Genomic DNA, 23,660 nt, shown 5'->3' on the forward strand with positions numbered 1-23,660 from the left:
TGCTGAGATCTCTGTGGGAGCGGGCGTGCCCGCGAAGGGCCGCGAAGCGGCCCCAATTGCTTCAACCGTGGTTCTTGCCGAGCAGCGCGTGGTAAAGCTCGGTATCCCCGAGTATCCCCACCACCCTGTCGTTATCCTGCAGCACCAGCTTGTTGCCGGTTTGATAACGAATCTGCAGTGCCTCACGCATGCCGATGTCGGCGTGCACCACGGTCGGCCTGCGCTCCAGCAGCTCCACATCTTGCCCCGGTGCCCATTTCTGCATGTCCAGCCCGTTCTGGCCTTGGCGTGCACGCTTGAGCGCGCCGCCTTCGCCAAGGTCCAGCCACGAATCGATACCTGGGTCCAGGCACACCGAGCCATTGACCCGCTTGCAGTTGTCCAGGCTGCGCATCAGGCTGCGCCCGCACAGCACGTTCAGCGGGTTGGTATGGGCGACGAAGGTGCGCACGTATTCGTCGGCCGGGTTCAGCACGATCTCCTCCGGCTTGCTGTACTGGATGATCCGACCGTCCTTCATGATCGCAATACGGGTACCCAGTTTCAGTGCCTCGTCCAGGTCGTGGCTGACGAACACGATGGTTTTGCTCAGCTTGGCCTGCAGGCCAAGCAGCTCATCTTGCAGGCCCTGGCGGATCAGTGGATCCAGGGCCGAGAACGGTTCGTCCATCAGCAGGATGTCGGCATCCATCGCCAGCGCCCGGGCCAGGCCCACGCGCTGCTGCATGCCGCCAGAAAGCTCATCCGGCTTCTTGTTGCGCCACTGGGTCAGGCCCACCAGCTCAAGCTTCTCGTCGACCAGCTTGCGCCGTTCCTTTTCCGGGCGACCCTGCATTTCCAGGCCGAAGCTGATGTTCTCGCGCACCGTCAGCCAAGGCATCAGGGCAAACTTCTGGAACACCATGGCAATGCGCTTGGTGCGCATCATCTTCAGCTCGGCCGCGGAGCAGTTGGCAATGTCGATGTGCTTGCCTTCGTGTTCGACGAACAACTTGCCACGGCTGACGGTGTTGAGGCCGTTGATACAGCGCAGCAGGCTCGACTTGCCCGAGCCGGACAAGCCCATCAGCACGCAGATCTCGCCTTTGTTGATATCGAGGTTGGCCTTTTCGACACCCACCACCAGGCCGGTCTGCTTGAGGATCTGCTCGCGGGTCTGGCCTTGGTCCAGCAGCGCCAGTGCCTCGCGCGGCTTGTTGGAGAAGATGACGTCGACGTCTTCGAAACGAATGATGCTCATGCCTCACCCCTTACCGGCAGTTCCGGTTGCTTGCAGATACGGTCGAGCATGATTGCCAGCAGCACGATCGCCAGGCCCGCTTCGAAGCCCAGGGAGATATCGGCGGTGTTCAGTGCGTTGACCACAGGTTTGCCCAGGCCATCAGCGCCAACCAGGGCGGCAATGACCACCATCGACAGCGACAGCATGATGCATTGAGTGACACCGGCGGCGATGCTTGGCATCGCGTGCGGCAGTTCGATACGGGTAAGCAGCTGACGACGCGAGCAGCCAAAGGCCTTGCCGGCGTCCATCAACTCTTGCGGCACGTCGCAGATGCCCAGGTAGGTCAGGCGAATGGGCGCAGCAATGGCGAACACCACGGTGGAGATCAGCCCCGGCACCACGCCCAGGCCGAACAGGGTCAGGGTAGGGATCAGGTAGACGAAGGTGGGCACCGTCTGCATCAGGTCGAGCACCGGGCGCATGGCGGTATAGAACATCGGCTTGTGCGCGGCGAGGATGCCCAGTGGCACGCCGATCACCACACATACCACCGTGGCGAAGGTGACCTGCGCCAGGGTCTCCATGGTTTCCTGCCAGTAACCCAGGTTGAGGATCAGCAGGAACGACAGGGCGACAAATGCGGTCAGTGCCCACTTGCGCTGGATGAAATGCGCCAGGGCGGCGAATAGGGCGATAAGAACGAACGGGTTGAAGAAAGTCAGGGCGCTGGTGACGCCATGGATCATGAACTCCAGGCCTTGCGCGATGGCGTCGAAGTAATTCGCGCCGTTCTGGGTCAGCCATTCGACGAACGACGCGATGTACTGGCCCAGGGGTATTTTCTGATCGATAAGCATGATAGCGAGCTTCCACCTGCATAGATTGAAATCAACCCGGGGCAGGCACGGTCCTGCCCCGAGGTAGCGCTACTGCGTAGTTCGTTATTGCGTAAGCTTGGCCTTGACCGCCTCCAGGCCAGGCTTGCCATCAACGGTGGTAACGCCGGCCAGCCAGGCATCCAGCTTGCCTGGGTTGTCCTTGATCCATTTCTTGGCGGCGGCTTCGGGTTTCATCTTGTCGTCCAGGACATAGCCCATCATGGTGCTTTCATCCTTGAGCTCGAACGACAGGTTCTTAAGCAGTTGGCCAACGTTGCTGCATTCCTGCGTGTATCCTTTGCGGGTGTTTGTCAGCACGGTCGCCTTGCCGAAGTCGGGGCCGAAGAAGTCGTCCCCGCCGGTCAGGTACTGCATCTTGAAGCGGGTGTTCATCGGGTGTGGCTCCCAGCCCAGGAACACCAATGCCTCGCCGCGTTTCTGCGCGCGGTCAACTTGCGACAGCATGCCCGCCTCGCTGGACTGCACGATCTTGAAACCGGCGTCCTTCAAGCCAAAGGCGTTCTTGTCGATCATGCTCTGGATGGTGCGGTTACCGTCGTTACCCGGTTCGATGCCGTAGATCTTGCCGTCCAGTTCCTTCTTGAACTTGGGTATGTCGCTGAAATCCTTCAGGCCCTTGTCGTACAGCGCCTGGGGGACTGCCAGGGTGTACTTGGCGTTCTCCAGGTTGGCGCGCACGGTTTCTACCGTGCCGGCGTCGCGGTACTGCTTGATGTCGTTCTCCATGGTCGGCATCCAGTTGCCGAGAAACACGTCCAGGTCCTTGCCGGTGGCCAGCGACTTGTAGGTCACCGGTACCGAGATCATGGTGGTGTGGGTCTTGTAACCCAGTGCTTCGAGCACAACGCTGGTGGTCGCGGTCGTGACTGTGATGTCGGTCCAGCCGACATCGGAGAAGCGTACAGTCTGACATTGCTCGGGTTCGGCTGCTTGGGCCAGCAATGGCGCGGACAGCAACGCAACCAGTAACAGCGAGGGTGAACCTTTCATGGATGGACTCCTGAGATATTGTCTTCGGGTTCGCGTGGGTCGCCGGGCTTTCTGAGGGTCCGGTCGACCAGGCCTGCAGAGGGCAGGATGCGTGGCCGTGCTTTACGAGTCGCTTTCGATAATCCTCCAGCTCCGGGCAATCGCCTACTGGTTGGGTCGTATCCAGTACGGAACGGGTCGTATCCAGTATGGGCGATGTCGCTTATGGATTTTTCCACCCCCTCGCGCGCATTTTTGCGTCACCAGGCCGCTGGAAAACGGCGCGGTGGGCGCAGTTTCTGGTTGAGAACAGCGCGGCGCTGCTGGACAAAAGTACGTCGGTTGCAGACGGCGAGGTGGGCGGTAAAAGCCCGATGATGCTGGCATTCAAGGCGGCCCGCTGTTTGAGCCTAGCAGCTACCCCGCCCTGCGCATGGCGCGCAGAGACAAGCCCAGCAAGAGGTGATTCGACAATGGCCATCAGCGTGTTCGACCTGTTCAAGATCGGTGTCGGGCCCTCCAGCTCCCACACCGTCGGCCCCATGCGTGCTGGCGCCCTGTTCGTTCAGGGCCTGCGCGAACGCGGTGAGCTGGAGCGTGTAAAACGGATCGAAGTGCGCCTGTATGGCTCGCTGTCAGCCACCGGTATCGGCCATGGCACCGACAACGCCACCATCATGGGCCTGATGGGCGAGTGGCCTGACGCCATTGACCCGACCCAGATCGTGCCGCGTATCGCCGACCTGCGCGAAACCAACACCCTGCAGCTGGATAGCCGCTTGCCCATCGAGTTTGTCTGGGCCCGCGACATGCTGCTGCTGGACGAGAACCTGCCCTATCACCCCAACGCCATGACCCTAATTGCCGAAGGCGAGCAGGGCGAGTTGCACCGCGACACCTATTACTCGGTGGGCGGCGGCTTTGTGGTCGATGCAGCCCAAGCCGCCAGCGGTGTGCTGGATGCTGACCAGACAGTGCTGCCGTACGACTTCAACAGCGCCGCCGAACTGCTGCGCCTGTGCAAGCAAAACGACCTCAGCGTGTCGCAATTGATGATGGCCAACGAGAAGGTCTGGCGCAGCGAGGAAGACATCCGCGCTGGCCTGCACAAGCTCTGGGAAGCCATGCAGGAATGCGTCAACAACGGCCTCAAGTACGAGGGCACGCTACCCGGCGGGCTGAACGTGCGCCGCCGTGCCGCCAAGCTGCACCGCAGCCTGCAGGAAATCGGCAAGCCCAACGTGATCGGCTCGACCATGAGTGCCATGGAATGGGTCAACCTGTTCGCCTTGGCGGTCAATGAAGAAAACGCCGCCGGTGGGCGCATGGTGACCGCGCCTACCAACGGCGCGGCGGGCATCATCCCGGCAGTGCTGCATTACTACATGCGCTTCAGCGATGCGGTGGATGAATCCAGCGTTGTCGATTACTTCCTGGCTGCCGCCGCTGTGGGCATCCTGTGCAAGAAGAACGCTTCGATCTCTGGTGCCGAAGTGGGCTGCCAGGGGGAAGTCGGCTCGGCCTGCGCGATGGCCGCAGCGGGGCTTGCCGAAGTGCTCGGCGCCACCCCGCCACAGGTTGAGAACGCCGCTGAAATTGCCCTGGAACACAACCTTGGCCTGACCTGCGACCCGGTGGGTGGGTTGGTGCAAGTGCCCTGCATCGAGCGCAACGCGATTGCTGCGGTGAAGGCCATCAACGCGGTGCAGATGGCCTTGCGCGGCGATGGTGAGCACTTCATTTCCCTCGACCAGGTAATCCGCACCATGCGCGATACCGGCGCCGATATGCACGACAAGTACAAAGAGACCTCGCGCGGCGGCCTGGCGGTCAGCGCTATCGAGTGCTGATTTTCTGAGCTGACCTTCTGGGCCTCTTCGCGGGCAAGCCCGCTCCTACAGGAACTGTGCAATCCCTGTAGGAGCGGGCTTGCCCGCGAAGAGGCCCTTGAGGCTGATGCAGGTGCAACACAACCGCCTATGCCTCTTTATGGTGCGGTGATGGGCGCCCCGCCTACCGATCGTCGGATGTCGCGATCAGTGTGGGCGTTGTCGGTGACACTTAAAGGTGTCGCTTCTGGGAAACCCATGCGGCGCGTGTCACTAAACTGCTCAACCGTTACAGGCAACGCGCTAGTTCGCCTGTTCTGGACGACTGGCCAACACGATGCAAGCACTTGAAATGCCCAATAAAGGCGTCGTTTTCAGGTTTTTTTGGATGGCCGTTCAAGTTTAGGCACGACGTTTGCGTTGAGATTGGCAAGCCTACCCCCGGAAAATGACCGAGGGGTCATAACAAGAAGTAAGTGCCCGCCTGAGGCACACCCTGCATTTGTGTGAGGAGAAATCGCGATGACGTCGTACACCTCCGGGAATCCAACCCAGAACCGCACAACACCCCAGTCCATCGGGTTTCTTCTATTGGACAATTTCACCCTGATTTCCCTGGCATCGGCGGTCGAGCCGCTGCGCATGGCCAACCAGCTGTCTGGCCGTGAGCTGTATCGCTGGCACACGCTGACGATCGATGGCGGCCAGGTGTGGGCCAGCGATGGCCTGCAAATCACACCGGATGCCGCAATCAGCAATGCTCCGCCCATCGACACCGTGATTGTCTGTGGTGGTGTTGGCATCCAGCGTTCCGTCACCCGTGAACACGTCACCTGGTTGCAAGCCCAGGCCCGTCAGTCGCGCAGGTTGGGTGCCGTGTGCACCGGCAGTTGGGCACTGGCCTGCGCTGGCCTGCTCGACGGCTTCGATTGCAGCGTGCACTGGGAATGCCTGGCCGCAATGCAGGAAGCCTTCCCGCGGGTGAACATGAGCACCCGCCTGTTCACCCTTGACCGCAACCGCTTCACCAGCTCCGGTGGCACCGCGCCGCTGGACATGATGCTGCACCTGATCAGCCGTGATCACGGCCGCGAGCTGTCGGCGGCGATCTCCGAGATGTTCGTCTACGAGCGTATTCGCAACGAGCAGGACCACCAGCGTGTGCCGCTCAAGCACATGCTTGGCACCAACCAGCCGAAGTTGCAGGAAATCGTCGCGCTGATGGAGGCCAATCTGGAGGAGCCGATCGACCTGGACGAACTGGCAGTGTATGTGTCGGTTTCGCGACGCCAGCTGGAGCGCCTGTTCCAGAAGTACCTGCACTGCTCGCCGTCGCGCTACTACCTGAAGTTGCGCCTGATCCGTGCGCGTCAGCTGCTGAAGCAGACGCCGATGTCGATCATCGAAGTGGCATCGGTATGCGGCTTCGTGTCGACTCCGCACTTCTCCAAGTGCTATCGCGAGTACTTCGGTATTCCGCCGCGTGACGAGCGGGTAGGCTCCAACACCGCGCAGCAGGTGGCCATGATGCCGATTCCGCAGGCCATGACCCTGTCGCCGCACAGCGGGCCGATGGCGGCCCTGAGCCAGGCGCGCAATGAGTCGACATTTGCCAGTGTAAGGCTCTGACACCGCGCCGGCCTCTTCGCGGGCACGCCCGCTCCCACAGGTCACCCGCTGAGCTTGAGCCAGCGGTGATCTGTGGGGGCGGGCTTGTTCCGCGAAGGGGCCGGTCCTGGGTAAATGGATTACGCGCGTTTGTTGAACTGCGCCAACGCTGGCAACAGTTGCTTGTCGATGGCCTGGCGTACTGCCGGCAGGATCGTCGCACTGCCGGTGTACATCTGCTCCACCATCCCCTTCAGCGCCCGCGCATTGGGCTCGGTCAGCCCACGAACCACCGCTTCACACGCCTGTTCGGCACTGGCCCCGGCAGGAATATCGAAACCGCGCGCGCGCAGGTGGCCGGCGAGGTCGTCCTGATCAATCAAATCCGCATGCATCATGGCTGTTGTCCCTTTTATCGCTAAGAGAGTGCTGCTGTGATTTACGACCGATTCTGTGACGTGCGCGACAGCCTCGCAAGGACAGAATGTCGCCATGGCTGCTTTGGCTAAGAACAGGTCGTTTACGACTAAATCCCCTGCCAGGCAAGCACGCACACTGAAGCCATTCACGGTACAGAGGGTTTGGTCACCCTCGCTCACACGCAGTGGATGTTGCTCGCTCTTGGCCCCGGTAGCTCACGGCTTCCCGGGGTTATTTTTTTGCAACTGTTATTTATGTCAGTTGTTGGGAATCGATGCGCATGGTCCAGTAAGGCTCCGATATCTGGAGCATGAACATGAACCGGGAACAATTGAAATTCTGCTTGCTAGGTGCTGTGTTTCTTTTTGGAGGATGCACGGCTTCGGACCCTAGAACCCATCTCGACAGTTCGGCGGATACGCTGTTTCAGATCACGCCAGACCAGAACCACGCCGCCCTTGAGAGGCAATCGGGTACTGACCAGTATTTGAAGCTTTTGTTGAATGTGGCAGAAGACGCTGAAGTTAAAGAAGTACAGGTCAAGCCTGGGCTTGTATCGAAAGATACGGCGACGCTATCAATGCCGCTGACTGACGGCCGAACGGTGAGTTTCAAGTTGTCAAGAAGCGATAGTGTTGCTTCGGGAATGGTAGGGTGGGTTGGCGATATGCCTTCCAACCGTAGACAACTCTACCCCTCACCTGCGGAAATCGATATGGATCCGCTCAACTGGGTTTCGTTGGTGAGTGACGGTAACCTGGTCGTTGGGGATATTCGGGTGGATGGGCAGCTCTACCGGTTAACGGCGGTTGGCAAAGGCCAGCAAGTCTTGGTCAAGGTTGATGAATCAAAATTACCACCAGAAGCAGCGCCGATCCCTGTTCCTGTACAAACGCAGGAAAAAACCAGATCACTCAGCACGTCTCAGTCGCGAAAAAGTACTATTAGGGTGCTATTCGTTACAACCCACCAGTCGAGGGCCATGTTTCCGAATTACAAGATCGAATTGGCGCAGGCGTTACAGAACGCCAACCAATATTTGATCAATAGCAAAGTCGATGCTGTATACGAGCTGTCTGATATTTACGATTCTGACTACGACGAGACAGGCAAGTCTCCACAGACTCAGCTCAGCGATATGAAAGCTGATAAACCATTCGGGGCGAAAATTCATATCGAACGTGAAAAGGGGCGCGCCGATCTGGTATCAATGCTTTCGACGTTTAGCATTTACTGTGGTATAGCGAACCTCACAGCTTCCGTGGAGAGGGCTTTTTCGGCAATTAGTTGCTTTGGTTCGTTAGGCCACGAATTAGGGCATAACATGGGGGCCGGTCATAAGGACGAGGCTCCAGTTGCGTCCCTACCCCCTTACGCTTATGGCTACCAGCATACAGCGCCAAATTTCCATACGCAGATGCGAACGTCGAATGGTGCCATTCCCTATCATTCAAACCCGCGGTTGCAGTATCAAGGGGTTCCTATGGGTACGGTAGATAAAAATGATGTGGCGCGGACTTTCAATGAAAATCGGGACACTGTTGCCAATTTTTATCCGGACCCTGCTCATCGCGTTCGTTTGTGGTTGTACGGGGCGAACCGGGGTTGCTTCATTGATTTGAAGCCGGGTGAACAAGCCCTGCTCTCATGGTTTACGGAATGCAAGGATAATGATGTCAATCCCGTAAGGGTAGAGGTAAAGGACTTCTACAGTGGTTCGACCCCGAGAAAATTATGCTTCGCCAATATTTTTTACACGGTAAATAGCTGCTATACGGGAAGTAACTTTTCTGGGGATTTCGTCATAACGAGTGTACATACTGGCGGTGGTAAACCAGAAGGGTTCAAATTTACAAGAAGACTGATAGGGCCAGTCTATAGGGTGTCATACGAGTGATCGTTATGATTGTCCGCTTCTATGCTGTCTGATTGTTGCGAGTGAGGGCGCCAAGGTGCTTCGTATCTATGGAGACCTTGGCGCCGGTTCTCTGGTTATTCAAGCAGGAAGTTTTATCGTACGCCCCATATATTGCGGCGCCTGCGCACCCTCCTGTTGCTCTACCAAGTGATTCAACCGGCAAACAGTCGTGTGCCCAAAAGGTGCTGACTGCGGCCCCGCCAGGTCCACGTGCAGTAACATCTGCTCGCTTGCCGCCAGCACCTCGTCGAACCCTGCCCGGTGCAGGCTGTGATACACGTGAAGACGCTTGCGATCAAAGCCGAGGATCTGTGTCTGCACCCACACCTCGGTGCCCAGCTTCACCTCGTGCAAATAATTGATATGCGCCTCCAGCGTGAACAGCGAGTTACCGCTTTGCCCGCGGCTATCGGCGTCCAGGCCGATGCGGTCCATCAGAGCATCGGTGGCGTAGCTGAAGATCAGCAGGTAGAAGGCATCGCGCAGGTGGCCGTTGTAATCGACCCAGTCCTCCTGGACCGTGGTGCGGTAGGTGATCAGAGCGGGCATCTTGGTCTCCTTAATCGCTGAACGACAGGCCGTGACTGGCCTTGCTGGACTTCACCGCTTCCAGTACCGCCAGCAGGGTGTCGTCACGGTAGCGCTCCAGTGCAGCGATGCTGCGCTCGCCCTGTTGCTCGGAAGTGCCGCTCACCACATCGTCGATCAGCTTGTCGGTCAGTTCCGGTGCTGGCAGGTACGTCCAGGGCAGCTTCAGGGCTGGGCCGAACTGTGACATGAAGTGGCGCATGCCGGCATCGCCACCGGCCAGGGTATAGGTAAGGAATGTGCCCATGAACGACCAGCGCAAGCCTGCGCCAAAGCGAATCGCGTCGTCGATTTCGCCCGTGGTGGCAACTCCGTCGTTGACCAGGTGCAAGGCCTCGCGCCAGAGCGCTTCGAGCAGGCGGTCGGCGATGAAGCCTGGCACTTCCTTGCGCACATGCAGCGGGCGCATGCCGAGTGCGGTGTAGATGGTTTTGGCAGCTTCAATAGCCTCGGGTGAGGTGCGGCTACCGCCGACGATCTCCACCAGCGGCAGCAGGTAAACTGGGTTGAACGGGTGGCCGACGACGCAGCGTTCAGGGTGAGTCGACGACTCGTAGAACTCGCTGGGCAACAGGCCCGAAGTGCTTGAGCCGATGATTGCGTCAGGCTTGGCTGCGGCGCTGATTTTGGCGTGCAGGTCGAGCTTGAGGTCCAGGCGCTCTGGTGCGCTTTCCTGGATGAAATCGGCGTTGCGCACGCATTCCTCGATGGTTGCCACGAACTTCAGGCGGTCTTGCGATGCGCCAGGGGCCAGGCCTTGTTTTTCCAGTGCCGGCCAGGCGTTGGCGACACGTTTGCGCAGTGCCTGTTCGGCGCCGGGCGCCGGGTCCCAGGCCACCACATCCAGGCCATGGGCCAGGGCGCGGGCGACCCAGCCGCTGCCGATCACGCCGCTACCCAGGGCGGCGAAGGTTTTGATTTCAGTGATAAAGGGCATAGCTGGTCCTCAGGGTAAAACACAGTAATCAGGGTTCATGGCTAACCCTGTGGGAGCGGGCATGCCCGCGAACACCGGCACGGCCGGTGCCATCCATCGCGTTGCCTGCTTCACGGGCACGCCCGCTCCCACAGGGTCTTCGGCGCATTTGCGATCGTTGAAAGGATCAGCGGCGCTTGAGGTTCATTTTTTCCCGGCCTTCTGCCGGGCTGAGCACGCGGCCACCCATGCGGGTGATGATCTCGCTGGCGCGTTCCACCAGTTGGCCATTGCTGGCCAGCACGCCACGGTCCAGATACAAGTTGTCTTCCAGGCCCACCCGCACATTGCCGCCGAGCAACACGGCCTGCGCGGCCATGGGCATCTGCATGCGGCCGATGCCGAAGCCGGCCCAGGTGACGTTGGCAGGCAGGTTGTCGACCATGGCCTTCATGGTGGTGGTGTCAGCCGGTGCGCCCCACGGGATGCCCAGGCACAGCTGGAACAACGGGTCTTCGAGCAGGCCTTCCTTCATCATTTGCTTGGCGAACCACAGGTGGCCGGTATCGAAGATTTCCAGCTCGGCCTTCACCCCCAGTTCGGTAATGCGCTTGGCGCCGGCGCGCAGTTGGGCCGGGGTGGACACGTAGATCGAGTTGCCGTCACCGAAGTTGAGGGTGCCGCAATCGAGGGTGCAGATTTCCGGCAACAGTGCTTCGACATGGGCCAGGCGCTCCAGCGGGCCGATCAGGTCGGTGCCAGGGCCGAACGCCAGCGGCGTTTCACCCGGGCCGATTTCCAGGTCGCCGCCCATGCCGGCGGTGAGGTTGACGATGATGTCCACGTCGGCTTCGCGGATACGCTCCATGACTTCGCGGTACAGCGCCACATCGCGGCTGAAGCGGCCGGTCTGCGGGTCGCGGACGTGGCAGTGGACCACGGTGGCGCCGGCCTTGGCGGCCTCTACGGCGGATTCGGCGATCTGTTTGGGGGTGACCGGGACCAGGTGGCTTTTCGAGGCGGTGTCGCCGGCGCCGGTGAGGGCGCAGGTGATGATGACGTCGTGGTTCATGGTGCAGTTCCTTGTGATGTCGGTGTTGGCTTTTTCGCGGGCATGCCCGCTCCCACAGGATCAATGTGATCCCGAGTGTGGCGCTGTACCCGTGGGAGCGGGCTTGCCCGCGAAAGGGCCCTGTCAGTTGGCGGTAAGCTTGAGGTTGTCCGCAGCCGGCTTGCCATCGAAGGTGGTCACACCCTCAAGCCAGCGGGCCTTGTCCTCGGGGTGGTCCTTGAGCCACTGGCGGGCTGATTCCAGCGCGTCCTTGTGGTCGAGCAGTGGCTGCATCATGCGGCTCTCGTCCTCGGCGCTGAACTTCAGGTTGGCCAGCAGGCGGAGGGCATTGGGGCAGCGTTCGGCATAGTCCGGAGCCGTCACCGTCCACACCGTCGCGCGGCCTTCGTCAGGGCCGAGTGCATCCTGGCTGTCACCCAGGTAGGCCATGTCGATGTTCACGTTCATCGGGTGTGGCGCCCAGCCGAAGAACACCACGGCCTCCTTGCGCCGCACGGCGCGGTCGACGGCGGCGAGCATGCCGGCCTCGCTGGACTCGACCAGCTGGAACTTGCCCAGGTCGAACTGGTTCTTGGTGATCATTGCCTTGATCTGGGTGTTGGCGCCGGAACCCGGTTCGATGCCATAGATCTTGCCGCCCAGCTCTTTCTCGAACTTGTGGATGTCGGCGAAAGTCTTCAGGCCCTTGTCGTAGAGGTATTTCGGCACGGCCAAGGTGGCGCGCGCGTCCTCCAGGCTTGGCTTGTCCAGCACCTTGACCTGGTTGGCATCGACGAACGGGGTAATGGTCTGGGTCATGATCGGGTTCCAGTAACCCAGGAACATGTCCAGGCGTTTGTCGCGGATGCCGGCGAAGATGATCTGTTGCGAGGCACTGGTCTGTTTGGTCTGGTACCCCAGGCCGTCGAGCAGTACCTGGGCCATGGCGCTGGTGGCAATGACGTCGGTCCAGTTGACCACGCCCAGGCGCACGTTTTTGCAGGCGGCGGGCTCGGCGGCGAAAAGCGGGGTGGCGACGATGCTGCTCAGGGCAAGGGGCAACAGGCTGCGGCGGATCAAGCTGTGCATGGTGGCTCTCCATCGGCAGTGCATATTGTTATTGAGGGCGGCCTCTGCGGACCGTGTGAATACGCTACGCTGGCGTTACCTTGCCCAAGCGCACGCTAGCGACAGGAATTAGCACCGGGGCGACCAGTTTCTGTGGAGGAGGGGATGATGGAGACGATTGCCTTTCTGTTGGTGCCCGGCTTTTCTGCCATGGGGTTCATTTCGGCAGTGGAGCCACTGCGGGTGGCCAATCGTTTTGGTGGGCAGTTGTACCGGTGGCAGGTGCTTAGCCTGGACGGTGAGGCGGTGCTGGCGAGCAATGGCATGTCGATCAATGCCGATGCCGCCCTGGGGGAGGGCGAGCCGGCCAACATCCTGCTGGTGGTCGCGGGCTTCGAACCACTGGCCAATGTCGCACCCAAACTGCTGCATGCGTTGCGCCGGCTCAACCACGAAGCTGTCATGCTCGGTGGCATCGATACGGGCGCGATGGTGCTGGCCGAGGCAGGGCTGCTCGAGGGCTACCGGGCGACATTGCATTGGGAGGCGCTGGAGGCATTCAAGGAACGCTATCCAGGCCTTCAAGCCACCCAGGAGCTGTTCGAGATCGACCGCAGCCGCATCACCTGTGCCGGCGGAACGGCCTCGATCGACTTGATGCTGCACCTGATTGCCCAGTCTCACGGCAGCGAACTGGCGGTCAAGGTGTCCGAGCAGTTCGTGCTGGGTCGCATCCGTCAGCGCCAGGACCACCAGCGCATGCAGATCGGTGCGCGTTATGGCATCAGCAACAAGAAGCTGGTCCATGCCATTGGCGAAATGGAAAAACACATCGAGCCACCGCTGAGTACGCTGGAACTGGCTGCCGCGATCAAGGTGACAAGGCGTCAACTGGAGCGTTTGTTTCGCATGCACCTGGATGCAACACCGAGTGGTTTCTATCTCGGGTTACGGCTGGACAAGGCGCGCCAGCTGTTGGCCCAGACCGACATGTCGGTGACTGAAGTCAGCCTTGCGTGCGGGTTTGAACTGCCATCCTATTTCACGCGGCGCTACAAGCTGAGGTTTGGACGGTGCCCGCGGGAAGAGCGACGGCCCAGCGGTACAAAGTGAGCTTCAATCCAGTTCACGCTCGAGAATGGCCCTTAGCTTTTCGCGATTCCTTGCTTGCAGATCCTCGCGAAGCGGGGCGAACCCCGCTGCATTGAAGCGTGCACCGAGGTGATCGAATATCAGGTTCAACTTTCTGGTGGGCTCGACCGGGTCGGTAATGCAGTAGGCGTAAAACAGGATCGCAACCGGGACCTGGTCCCCCTCATGGTCCATTTCGATACTGAGATGTGAAGAGGCGTTCATGACGGTGAAGGTACGCGTACCTGCCGACTGCAGAGCGGCTTGAACATTTTCGTCGAGGCTCTTGAACCAAGGCCCTTTTTCGCGAGGCGGGGGTAGAAAGCCACTGTACACATCGCTTAATGCAAGCAAGTGCGGCTCATACACAATGGTTTTATGTGTATGTTCGAGCAGGGTGAATTTCAATGATTGCAAGGTGGCGATAGCGACAGTGAACCATTGCTGAGGCTGGGTTTCCATCGAGTATTTTTCATTGGCTACTGCTTGCGAATAACGCAGGCATAGCTGCAAATCTTCCCATGTATCGAGTGTCAGCCAGGGCGCAGGCTTGATGCTTAGCCGCTCCTCGAATATTCGGGTGTCCAGGCTCGTATCGTCCATGTGGCATTGCTCCTTGATGGATGCAGATGACCAGAACCGGGTACCAGCGCGCTCTGGTACCCGGCCTCGCTAATCAGATAGCGAGAAACGCGCCGAGGTCGCCTTTGATCTTCTCATTCACAAGGTCACGTGCAGCGTCGAAGTGACGAACGCTGAACGTGCCTTGTTGCGAAGCGCGATAGACGCGGGTAGAGGTTTTGTCGACCTTGCGGGTCAGGGCGCCTTCACGCTCGACTTTCGAGTCGTAGCTGGCCTGGAAGCTGGTCATGTGCATCGCGGGCAGGCCTTGTGGCGTCATTTCGCACTGGGCGACCACGAAGTTGCTCGATTTGCCGGTTTCGCTATGGCTGTGCTTTTCCAGGTGCGCCTTGACTTCCGGTTTCTGCACGACAATTTGCAGAACACGGCGGGCGCAGGCGGCGCGACGAGGGTCCGCGGAGACGCTGATGGTGACGGACTTGGTGATCAGCTCTGCCAGGGTCAGGTTGTCCTCATCAATGGCATCTTCGGCATGTGCTGCGCCCGTCATGGTCCAGCCGAACTTGATCAGGCCATCGTTGTAGAAGTTGTACCACTCGCGCTGCTGGGTCTCCTTGTCGAACTTCTTGTTGGCCAGTTCGGTCATCAAGCGCATGCCGGCCAGGATGTCTTCTGCAATGTTGGCAGGCACATTGTCAGCGAAGATGCAGATGGTCTGGCCGGTAGCGGCTACGCGCTCTTGACCCTCTTTGCGGATTTTTTCCATTTCAACTTTGATGTCAGCCACTTTGTAATTCCTTGATAGTTGTGAGTTCCAAGACACACATGGTGAGCACGTGGTCTGGGGGCACTATCGAGCAATTACGCAGGGGGCATCAGCGGCATGTTGTTCCTCTGGAGTTGATCCTTCACTCGCGCGTGCTGATCAATCTTCGGGTGCCGGCTCGTCACTGTTTTGCGAGCCCAGGCTGCGCAAATACTCCGCCCGCTCATCGCTGCGCTGTGCAATGCAGCTGTTCCAGGCGATCTGGTAGGCGTTGCTGCCGGGTTGTTCAGCATGGGTTTCGACCTTGCAGTCTGCATCGCGCAGTTGGCTCCAGACTTTCTCGGCTGCCTCTATTCGCGACATCAGGCCAGCCTCGTCGCCAAACTGATCACGCATGCGCTCGATCAGTTCGTCGTAGGCCGACTGCAGCTCACGCTCGGCGACCTGCTTGTTGAATGCTGCACAGGCGAACGTTTGCTGGTCGGTCTCCACATTGTCGCAAGGTGTGCTTTCTTCCTCATCGGCCTGGGCCCCGCTCACGATGGCCAGCAGCACCAGCCATGCCATTGATTTCATCCGTTTTCTCCTCAACAGGCTGTCGAATCGCAGGGATTCTCGCTCAGCCAGAGGTCAGGTGGTAGCTCCCTGACCAAATGTTCATGTACCGGTCGCAAATGTCGTTATCGAGACTGTCTCTCATCCCCGGAACACGCGCCAGACGCGCTCTTGTCGCGCATTGACGCTTTCGGCAAACCCCCTGTCGTTTTTGCACCGGGGCGCCTCGGGGCACAGGCATATGCTGGCCTCAAAGCGCCGGCAGAAGGTTTGGCGCGACCCAACTCTATAAAAGGGGACAGCCTGATGAGCCCAGCCGAACTACACGCCGACAGCATCGTCATCGATGGCCTGATCATCGCCAAATGGAACCGCGAGCTGTTCGAAGACATGCGCAAAGGCGGCCTCACTGCGGCCAACTGCACGGTGTCGGTCTGGGAAGGGTTCAAGGCTACCGTCGACAACATCGCGTCCAGCCAGAAGCTGATCCGCGACAACAGCGACCTGGTGATGCCGGTGCGCACCACCGCCGACATCCGCAAGGCCAAGGAGCTGGGCAAGACCGGCATCCTCTTCGGCTTCCAGAACGCCCATGCGTTCGAGGACCAGATCGCTTATGTGGACGTGTTCAAGCAGCTGGGCGTGGGCATCGTGCAGATGTGCTACAACACCCAGAACCTGGTGGGCACCGGCTGCTACGAGCGTGACGGCGGGCTGTCCGGCTTCGGTCGCGAGATCGTTGCCGAGATGAACCGTGTCGGCATCATGTGCGACCTGTCCCACGTCGGCTCCAAGACTTCCGAAGAAGTCATCCTCGAATCGAAAAAGCCGGTGTGCTACTCGCACTGCCTGCCCTCGGGCCTGAAAGAGCACCCGCGCAACAAGTCGGACGAAGAGCTGAAGTTCATCGCCGATCACGGCGGTTTCGTCGGCGTCACCATGTTCGCGCCGTTCCTGGCCAAAGGCATTGACTCGACCATCGATGACTACGCCGAGGCCATCGAGTACACCATGAACATCGTCGGTGAAGACGCCATCGGTATCGGTACCGACTTCACCCAGGGTCACGGCCAGGACTTCTTCGAATACCTGACCCATGACAAGGGCTACGCCCGCCGTCTGACCAACTTCGGCAAGATCATCAACCCGCTGGGCATTCGCACCGTCGGCGAATTCCCCAACCTCACCGAGACCTTGCTCAAACGCGGCCATTCCGAGCGCGTGGTGCGCAAGATCATGGGCGAGAACTGGGTAAACGTCCTCAAGGATGTCTGGGGCGAGTAAGCCGCTCTCCAAGCCTGATAGCCCCTGCCAGCAACGCCGGGGCACCCACAAAAAATTTTATGGAGTTGAGTTTCCATGGCCAAAATCGCCCCGCAATTGCCAATCGAAGTCGACAGCGAGACCGGTGTCTGGACCAGCGACGCCTTGCCGATGCTGTATGTGCCTCGGCATTTCTTCGTCAATAACCATATGGGTATCGAGGAAGTGCTGGGCGCCGACGCCTATGCCGAGATCCTCTACAAGGCTGGCTACAAGTCCGCCTGGCACTGGTGTGAAAAAGAGGCCGAGTGCCATGGCCTGGAAGGCGTGGCGGTGTTCGAGCACTACATGAAGCGCCTGAGCCAGCGTGGCTGGGGCCTGTTCGAGATCCAGGATATCGACCTGGATAAAGGTACCTGCAGCGTCAAGCTCAAGCACTCTGCGTTCGTGTACGTCTATGGCAAGTGCGGCCGCAAGGTCGACTACATGTTCACCGGCTGGTTCGCTGGCGCGATGGACCAGATTCTCGCTGCCCGCGGCAGCAAGATCCGCACCGTGGCCGAGCAGGTCTATGGCGGGTCGGAAGAAGGCCACGAAGATGGCCTGTTCGTTACAAAGCCGTTGTAAGCCGGAGATAGCGTCATGGCATTCGAAGCAATGTTCCAGCCGATCCAGATCGGCAAACTGACCATCCGCAACCGTGTGCTCAGCACCGCGCATGCCGAGGTCTACGCCACTGACGGCGGCATGACGACCGACCGCTATGTGAAGTACTACGAAGAGAAGGCCAAGGGCGGCATCGGCCTGGCCATCTGTGGCGGCTCGTCGGTGGTGGCCATCGACAGCCCGCAGGAATGGTGGGCATCGGTCAACCTGTCGACCGACCGCATCATCCCGCACTTCCAGAACCTTGCCGACGCCATGCACAAGCATGGCGCCAAGATCATGATCCAGATTACCCACATGGGCCGTCGCTCGCGCTGGGACGGCTTCAACTGGCCGACGCTGATGTCGCCATCGGGCATTCGCGAACCTGTGCACCGCGCCACCTGCAAAACCATCGAGGTGGAAGAGATCTGGCGGGTAATCGGCAACTACGCGCAGGCTGCGCGTCGCGCCAAAGAGGGCGGCCTGGACGGCGTGGAATTGTCGGCAGTGCACCAGCACATGATCGACCAGTTCTGGAGCCCACGGGTCAACAAGCGTACCGACGAATGGGGCGGCACCTTTGAAGGCCGCATGAAATTCGGCCTTGAAGTATTGAAAGCCGTACGCGCCGAAGTGGGTGACGACTTCTGCGTGGGCATGCGTATCTGCGGTGACGAGTTCCACCCTGATGGCCTCAGCCACGAGGACATGAAGCAGATCGCTGCCTACTACGACGCCACTGGCATGCTCGACTTCATCGGCGTGGTCGGCTCGGGTTGCGATACTCATAACACCTTGGCCAACGTCATCCCCAACATGAGCTACCCGCCGGAGCCGTTCCTGCACCTGGCAGCCGGTATCAAGGAGGTGGTCAAGGTCCCGGTGCTGCACGCGCAGAACATCAAAGACCCGAACCAGGCCACGCGCATCCTTGAAGGCGGCTACGTGGACATGGTCGGCATGACCCGTGCGCACATGGCCGACCCGCACCTGATCGCCAAGATCAAGATGGGCCAGATCGACCAGATCAAGCAGTGCGTCGGTGCCAACTACTGCATCGACCGCCAGTACCAGGGCCTGGATGTGCTGTGCATCCAGAACGCCGCGACCTCCCGTGAGTACATGGGTGTGCCGCACATCATCGAGAAGACCACCGGCGTCAAGCGCAAGGTGGTGGTGGTTGGCGCAGGCCCTGCCGGCATGGAAGCGGCCCGCGTGGCTGCTGAACGCGGCCACGACGTGACCCTGTTCGAGAAGAGGGACCAGATTGGCGGGCAGATCACCATTGCCGCCAAGGCCCCGCAGCGTGACCAGATTGCCGGTATCACCCGCTGGTACCAGCTTGAGCTGGCTCGCCTGAAAGTTGACTTGCGCCTGGGCACTGCCGCTGATGTGGCCGCCATCCAGGACCTGCGCCCGGACGTCATCGTGCTGGCCGTAGGTGGGCACTCGTTCCTGGAGCAGAACGAGCACTGGGGCGCCGCTGAAGGGCTGGTGGTCAGCAGCTGGGATGTGCTCGATGGCAAGGTAGCGCCGGGCAAGAACGTGCTGGTGTACGACACCATCTGCGAATTCACCGGTATGTCGGTCGCTGACTTCATCGCTGACAAGGGCAGCCAGGTCGAGATCGTCACCGACGACATCAAGCCAGGCGTGGCCATGGGCGGTACCACCTTCCCCACCTACTACCGCAGCATGTACCCCAAAGAAGTGATCATGACCGGCGACATGATGCTGGAAAAGGTCTACCGCGAAGGCGACAAGCTGGTGGCGGTACTGGAGAACGAATACACCGGCGCCAAGGAAGAGCGCGTGGTCGATCAAGTCGTGGTTGAGAACGGCGTGCGCCCTGACGAAGAGCTGTACTACGCGCTCAAGGAAGGTTCGCGCAACAAGGGCCAGATCGACGTGGAGGCGCTGTTCGCCATCAAGCCACAGCCGATCCTCAGCCAGCCGGGCGAAGGCTACCTGCTGTACCGCATCGGCGACTGCGTGGCCCAGCGCAACGTGCATGCGGCGATCTACGACGCCTTGCGCCTGTGCAAGGACTTCTGATCGTTAACAGTCGCCGCCATCGGGCGCGATCCCTGTAGGAGCGGGTTTACCCGCGAATGCGTCAGCACTGACAACACTGTTGCCTGACCGGACGCATTCGCGGGTGAACCCGCTCTTACATGGGGCCAGTCTCGCCCTCTGGTCGGCGCAAGAATCCAGCTGTTTGTGGGAGCCTCCCATGTTGAACACCCTTCTACCCATCCTGCTGTTCGCTGCCCTTGGCCTGGCAGTGCTCGGTGCCTTGCGCCGGGTGCGCATGTGGCGCCGTGGCCGGCCGTCCAAGGTCAACCTGATCGGCGGCCTGCTGGCCATGCCGCGCCGCTACCTGGTGGACCTGCACCACGTGGTTGAGCGCGACAAATACATGTCCAAGACCCACGTGGCCACTGCGGGCGGCTTTGTGCTGTCTGCTGTCCTGGCCATTCTGGTGCATGGTTTTGGCCTGCAGAGCAAGATCCTCGGCTACGCACTGCTGATCGCCACGGTGATCATGTTCACCGGTGCCATCTTTGTCTTCAAACGCCGCCTCAACCCGCCCTCTCGCCTGTCCAAGGGCCCGTGGATGCGCCTGCCGAAGAGTTTGCTGGCGTTCGCCGTGAGCTTCTTCATTGCCACCCTGCCGGTCGCCGGAATCCTGCCGGCCAACACCGGTGGTTGGGTGATGGTCGCCATTCTGGGCCTGGGCGTGCTGTGGGGTGTGTCGGAGCTGTTCTTTGGCATGACCTGGGGCGGCCCGATGAAGCACGCCTTCGCCGGTGCCTTGCACCTGGCCTGGCACCGCCGTGCCGAACGCTTCGGCGGCGGCCGCTCCACCGGCCTCAAGCCGCTGGACCTGGAAGACCCGAACGCGCCCCTTGGCGTGGAAAAGCCGGTGGACTTCACCTGGAACCAGCTGCTGGGCTTCGATGCCTGCGTGCAGTGCGGTAAATGTGAAGCCATGTGCCCGGCCTTTGCCGCTGGCCAGCCGTTGAACCCGAAAAAACTCATCCAGGACATGGTCATCGGCCTTGCCGGTGGCACTGACGCGCAATTCGCCGGTAGCCCATACCCTGGCAAACCAATCGGCGAACACGGTGGCAATCCACACCAGCCGATCGTCAATGGCCTGGTCGACGCCGAGACGCTGTGGTCCTGCACCACCTGCCGTGCCTGCGTCGAGGAGTGCCCGATGATGATCGAGCACGTCGATGCCATCGTCGACATGCGCCGCCACCTCACCCTGGAAAAGGGCGCCACCCCGAACAAGGGCGCCGAGGTGCTGGACAACCTGATCGCCACCGACAACCCCGGCGGCTTCGCCCCCGGCGGGCGCATGAACTGGGCTGCCGACCTTAACCTGCAGCTGCTGTCTGAAGTGAAAGTGACCGAAGTGTTGTTCTGGGTCGGTGATGGTGCCTTCGACATGCGTAACCAGCGTACTTTGCGTTCGTTTGTCAAAGTATTGAAAGCCTCGGGTGTGGACTTCGCCGTACTCGGCCTGGAAGAGCGCGACAGCGGCGACGTGGCGCGCCGCCTGGGCGATGAGGCAACCTTCCAGCAACTGGCCAAGCGCAACATCCAGACCCTGGCCAAGTACAAGTTCCAGCGCATCGTCACCTGCGATCCGCACAGCTTCCATGTGCTGAAGAACGAATACGGCGCCCTGGGCGGTGACTACCAGGTGCAGCACCACAGCACCTACATCGCCGAACTGATCGCGGCCAAGAAGCTCAACCTGGGCCAGCACAAGGGCGGCAGCGTCACCTACCACGATCCGTGCTACCTGGGCCGCTACAACGGCGAGTACGAAGCCCCGCGCGAAGTGCTCAAGGCGCTGGGTATCGAGGTGCGCGAGATGCAACGCTCGGGCTTCCGTTCCCGTTGCTGCGGTGGTGGTGGCGGTGCGCCGATCACTGACATTCCTGGCAAGCAGCGTATTCCCGATATGCGCATGGACGACATCCGTGAGACCGAGGCCGAGCTGGTAGCCGTGGGTTGCCCGCAGTGCACCGCCATGCTTGAAGGCGTGGTCGAGCCGCGCCCACAGATCAAGGACTTGGCCGAACTGGTGGCCGACGTGCTGATCGAGGAGGACGCATCCACTGTCCCAAAGCCGCAAACGGCTAAACGTGAACCTGCGGAGGTGCACTGATGAGCGACATTATCCGCCGCGATCCACGCGCCGAGTGGATCGCCCGTAACCGTCTGCACCCGCTGCATGCCGCGATGCAGACGCAACAGACCAGCTGGATGGGGCCCAACGGCATCATCCGCAAGAACCCACATGCGATTGCCGCAGGCTTTGTCGGCCCGGCCGGCATCAAGCGCATCGACCGCAGCGGCGCCCAGCAGGGCACCGGCGCGGGCGGGCGGCGCACGGCAGCAGCCGAGGTCAAGTTGCCACTGCACCAGGTGGCGACGCCGGCGTTCTACATTGCCGTCGTGCCTGACATGGTTGGCGGCCGCCTGAGCAGCCACGACCGCGACCTGCTTGGCCTGGCCCACAGCCTGGCCGGCAGCGACGGCGCGGTGCTGGCCGTGGTGTTCAACGAGCACAAGGAAAGCAACTTTTCCACAGCCGGTGTCGATCGGCTGCTGGTTATCGAAGGCGAGGCCTTTGAAGGTTATGCACCGGAGCAACTGGTGCAAGGCCTGCGGGCTGTGGATAACCAGTTCGCGCCGCGCCACTGGCTGCTGCCCGACAGCCGCACCGGTGGCGGGGAACTGGGTCGGCGCCTGGGTGCCGCGCTGGGCGAGCGCCCGGCAACCCGGGTATGGCAGGTCAAGGACGGCCAGTGTATCGGCCGCGCCGGCGCCGGCCAGCAAGACCTGCAACGCACTGTGCCGCGCCTGATCCTGGCGGCTGCCGAGTGCGCCGAGCCGGTCAGCGAAACCCTTCACGAAGCGCTGCCGGTGGAGTTGTCAACAAGCGTGGTGCGCAGCCTGCCGCGCATCGAAGACCTTGGCTCGGTGGCCGTCGACCCGGCCACCATTGCCATGGCCGAAGCGGAGTTCATCGTCTCGGGCGGCAACGGTGTCAAGGACTGGGACCTGTACCACAAGGCCACCGCAGCCCTCGGCGCTACCGAAGGTGCCTCGCGGGTGGCAGTGGACGATGGCTTCATGCCGCGCAACCGCCAGGTGGGGGCTACCGGTACCTGGGTTACCGCGCGTGTCTATGTGGCTGTGGGTATCTCGGGTGCGATCCAGCACCTGCAGGGTATCGGTGCCTGCGACAAGGTGGTGGCGATCAACATGGATCCGGGCTGCGACATGATCAAACGGGCTGACCTGTCGGTGATTGGCGACAGTTCGGCGATTCTCAAGGCGCTGATCGAGGCTGTGGACAACTACCGCAGCGGCAGCCAGCGCGACGCGGCATAAGGGCACGAGCATGAGTACGAAAGTGATCAGCCTGGTTTCCATTGGTGCCCACCCCAGCTCCGGCCGCGCCCGCCGCGCCGAGCAGGATGCCCGTGCCGTGGAGCTGGGTTTGCAGCTGGCTGGGGATAACTTGCAGGTGGTGCATGCGGGCAATCCACAGGAAGAGGCCTTGCGCGCTTACCTGGGCATGGGCCTGGACCACCTCGACGTGCTGGAGCAACCGGCCGGGGCCGATGTGCTGGGCGTGCTGGGCGATTATCTGCGCGACGCCGGGGCCCAACTGGTGCTGACCGGCAGCCAGGCCGAGACTGGCGAGGGGTCGGGCATGTTGCCGTTCCTGCTGGCCGAAAAGCTCGGCTGGCCGCTGATTGTCGGGTTGGCCGAAGTGGAGTCGATCGACAACGGTACCGCGCAGGTGTTGCAGGCTCTGCCGCGTGGCCAGAGGCGTCGCTTGAAGGTGCGTCTGCCATTGCTGGCGACTGTGGATAACGCGGCGCCCAAACCGCGCCAGAGCGCTTTTGGGCCTGCGCGCCGGGGGGTACTGGCGGCGCGTAACGTGGCCATTGTCGAAGATGAGCTGTTGGCTGAAGCCGAGCTGCAACCGGCCCGTCCACGGCCCAAGCGCTTGAAGGTGATCAAGGCCAAGAGTGGCGCCGACCGCATGAAGGCCGCGACGGCCAAGGCCAGTGGCGGTGGTGGCAAGGTGCTGAAGGACGTTTCGCCGCAGGAAGGCGCTGAGGCGATCCTCAAGCTGCTGGTGGAAGAGGGTGTCCTGCGCTGAAGCAGGAGGGCTAGAGGTCTCTTTT

21 protein-coding genes are annotated in these 23,660 nt (G+C 60.9%); 10 read left to right on the forward strand and 11 right to left on the reverse strand.

Annotated elements, in window-relative coordinates; all coding sequences use genetic code 11:
* Nucleotides 1-61 precede the first annotated feature (61 nt).
* The 3 genes from choV to LU682_RS01400 form a co-directional block, all read right to left on the reverse strand.
* Nucleotides 62-1,240: a choline ABC transporter ATP-binding protein gene (gene choV, locus LU682_RS01390; RefSeq protein ID WP_010951660.1), complete on the reverse strand. Its 1,179-nt coding sequence runs from the start codon at nucleotides 1,238-1,240 to the stop codon at nucleotides 62-64.
* On the reverse strand, nucleotides 1,237-2,085 hold the full coding sequence (gene choW, locus LU682_RS01395) for a choline ABC transporter permease subunit (RefSeq protein WP_172830946.1): 849 nt from the start codon (nucleotides 2,083-2,085) through the stop codon (nucleotides 1,237-1,239). The genes choV and choW overlap by 4 nt, the downstream gene beginning before the upstream one ends.
* 81 nt (nucleotides 2,086-2,166) lie before the next feature.
* Complete coding sequence (locus LU682_RS01400) at nucleotides 2,167-3,114, reverse strand: choline ABC transporter substrate-binding protein (RefSeq protein ID WP_010951661.1); 948 nt, start codon at nucleotides 3,112-3,114, stop codon at nucleotides 2,167-2,169.
* A 452-nt stretch (nucleotides 3,115-3,566) separates the two neighbouring features.
* Here LU682_RS01400 and LU682_RS01405 point away from each other — a divergent pair, with 452 nt between their 5' ends.
* Both LU682_RS01405 and gbdR read left to right on the forward strand, forming a co-directional pair.
* On the forward strand, nucleotides 3,567-4,943 hold the full coding sequence (locus tag LU682_RS01405) for an L-serine ammonia-lyase (RefSeq protein ID WP_010951662.1): 1,377 nt from the start codon (nucleotides 3,567-3,569) through the stop codon (nucleotides 4,941-4,943).
* Between the two features lie 501 nt (nucleotides 4,944-5,444).
* On the forward strand, nucleotides 5,445-6,551 hold the full coding sequence (gbdR, locus tag LU682_RS01410) for a choline metabolism transcriptional regulator GbdR (RefSeq protein WP_010951663.1): 1,107 nt from the start codon (nucleotides 5,445-5,447) through the stop codon (nucleotides 6,549-6,551).
* 119 nt (nucleotides 6,552-6,670) lie between these two features.
* Here the strand turns inward: gbdR and LU682_RS01415 are convergent, their stop codons facing one another.
* Nucleotides 6,671-6,928, reverse strand: coding sequence for a hypothetical protein (locus LU682_RS01415; protein WP_003255717.1), 258 nt, complete (start codon nucleotides 6,926-6,928; stop codon nucleotides 6,671-6,673).
* Nucleotides 6,929-7,266: 338 nt separating this feature from the next.
* Between LU682_RS01415 and LU682_RS01420 the strand changes: the two genes are divergently transcribed.
* Nucleotides 7,267-8,847: a zinc-dependent metalloprotease family protein gene (locus LU682_RS01420; protein ID WP_232914910.1), complete on the forward strand. Its 1,581-nt coding sequence runs from the start codon at nucleotides 7,267-7,269 to the stop codon at nucleotides 8,845-8,847.
* A gap of 99 nt (nucleotides 8,848-8,946) precedes the next feature.
* Here the strand turns inward: LU682_RS01420 and LU682_RS01425 are convergent, their stop codons facing one another.
* The 4 genes from LU682_RS01425 to choX form a co-directional block, all read right to left on the reverse strand.
* Nucleotides 8,947-9,417 (reverse strand): thioesterase family protein, encoded by a 471-nt coding sequence (locus LU682_RS01425; protein ID WP_010951666.1) that lies wholly within the window; start codon nucleotides 9,415-9,417, stop codon nucleotides 8,947-8,949.
* 10 nt (nucleotides 9,418-9,427) lie between these two features.
* The gene (locus tag LU682_RS01430; protein WP_010951667.1) at nucleotides 9,428-10,393 is read right to left on the reverse strand and encodes an L-carnitine dehydrogenase; all 966 of its coding nucleotides are present in this window, start codon (nucleotides 10,391-10,393) and stop codon (nucleotides 9,428-9,430) included.
* A 166-nt stretch (nucleotides 10,394-10,559) separates the two neighbouring features.
* Nucleotides 10,560-11,444 carry a 3-dehydrocarnitine:acetyl-CoA trimethylamine transferase CdhC gene (gene cdhC, locus LU682_RS01435; RefSeq protein ID WP_010951668.1) on the reverse strand — a complete coding sequence of 295 codons (885 nt, stop codon included), beginning with the start codon at nucleotides 11,442-11,444 and terminating at the stop codon, nucleotides 10,560-10,562.
* Between the two features lie 123 nt (nucleotides 11,445-11,567).
* Nucleotides 11,568-12,512, reverse strand: coding sequence for a choline ABC transporter substrate-binding protein (gene choX, locus LU682_RS01440; RefSeq protein WP_060489692.1), 945 nt, complete (start codon nucleotides 12,510-12,512; stop codon nucleotides 11,568-11,570).
* 144 nt (nucleotides 12,513-12,656) lie between these two features.
* Here choX and LU682_RS01445 point away from each other — a divergent pair, with 144 nt between their 5' ends.
* Nucleotides 12,657-13,604, forward strand: coding sequence for a GlxA family transcriptional regulator (locus LU682_RS01445; protein ID WP_011953245.1), 948 nt, complete (start codon nucleotides 12,657-12,659; stop codon nucleotides 13,602-13,604).
* A 3-nt stretch (nucleotides 13,605-13,607) separates the two neighbouring features.
* Here the strand turns inward: LU682_RS01445 and LU682_RS01450 are convergent, their stop codons facing one another.
* The 3 genes from LU682_RS01450 to LU682_RS01460 form a co-directional block, all read right to left on the reverse strand.
* Nucleotides 13,608-14,225 carry a hypothetical protein gene (locus LU682_RS01450; RefSeq protein ID WP_020193116.1) on the reverse strand — a complete coding sequence of 206 codons (618 nt, stop codon included), beginning with the start codon at nucleotides 14,223-14,225 and terminating at the stop codon, nucleotides 13,608-13,610.
* 73 nt (nucleotides 14,226-14,298) lie between these two features.
* Nucleotides 14,299-14,991, reverse strand: coding sequence for a hypothetical protein (locus tag LU682_RS01455; RefSeq protein ID WP_020193117.1), 693 nt, complete (start codon nucleotides 14,989-14,991; stop codon nucleotides 14,299-14,301).
* Nucleotides 14,992-15,129: 138 nt separating this feature from the next.
* Nucleotides 15,130-15,546, reverse strand: coding sequence for a lysozyme inhibitor LprI family protein (locus tag LU682_RS01460; protein ID WP_049588079.1), 417 nt, complete (start codon nucleotides 15,544-15,546; stop codon nucleotides 15,130-15,132).
* 285 nt (nucleotides 15,547-15,831) lie between these two features.
* Here LU682_RS01460 and LU682_RS01465 point away from each other — a divergent pair, with 285 nt between their 5' ends.
* The 6 genes from LU682_RS01465 (at nucleotide 15,832) to etfB (ending at nucleotide 23,635) form a co-directional block, all read left to right on the forward strand.
* Nucleotides 15,832-16,809 (forward strand): dipeptidase, encoded by a 978-nt coding sequence (locus LU682_RS01465; RefSeq protein WP_003255700.1) that lies wholly within the window; start codon nucleotides 15,832-15,834, stop codon nucleotides 16,807-16,809.
* Between the two features lie 75 nt (nucleotides 16,810-16,884).
* Entirely contained in the window at nucleotides 16,885-17,415 is a 531-nt protein-coding gene (locus tag LU682_RS01470) for a DUF5943 domain-containing protein (protein WP_003255698.1), read from the forward strand.
* Between the two features lie 15 nt (nucleotides 17,416-17,430).
* On the forward strand, nucleotides 17,431-19,491 hold the full coding sequence (dgcA, locus tag LU682_RS01475; protein ID WP_003255697.1) for a dimethylglycine demethylation protein DgcA: 2,061 nt from the start codon (nucleotides 17,431-17,433) through the stop codon (nucleotides 19,489-19,491).
* Between the two features lie 178 nt (nucleotides 19,492-19,669).
* Nucleotides 19,670-21,622: a dimethylglycine demethylation protein DgcB gene (dgcB, locus tag LU682_RS01480; protein WP_010951673.1), complete on the forward strand. Its 1,953-nt coding sequence runs from the start codon at nucleotides 19,670-19,672 to the stop codon at nucleotides 21,620-21,622.
* Complete coding sequence (etfA, locus tag LU682_RS01485) at nucleotides 21,622-22,854, forward strand: electron transfer flavoprotein subunit alpha (protein ID WP_049588082.1); 1,233 nt, start codon at nucleotides 21,622-21,624, stop codon at nucleotides 22,852-22,854. Before dgcB ends, etfA begins: the two co-directional genes overlap by 1 nt.
* Before the next feature lie 10 nt (nucleotides 22,855-22,864).
* Nucleotides 22,865-23,635, forward strand: coding sequence for an electron transfer flavoprotein subunit beta (gene etfB, locus LU682_RS01490; protein WP_010951675.1), 771 nt, complete (start codon nucleotides 22,865-22,867; stop codon nucleotides 23,633-23,635).
* The last annotated feature ends 25 nt before the right edge of the window (nucleotides 23,636-23,660 follow it).

Origin of the sequence: Pseudomonas alloputida (genome assembly GCF_021283545.2) — a bacterium.
Classification (GTDB): Bacteria; Pseudomonadota; Gammaproteobacteria; order Pseudomonadales; family Pseudomonadaceae; genus Aquipseudomonas; species Aquipseudomonas alloputida.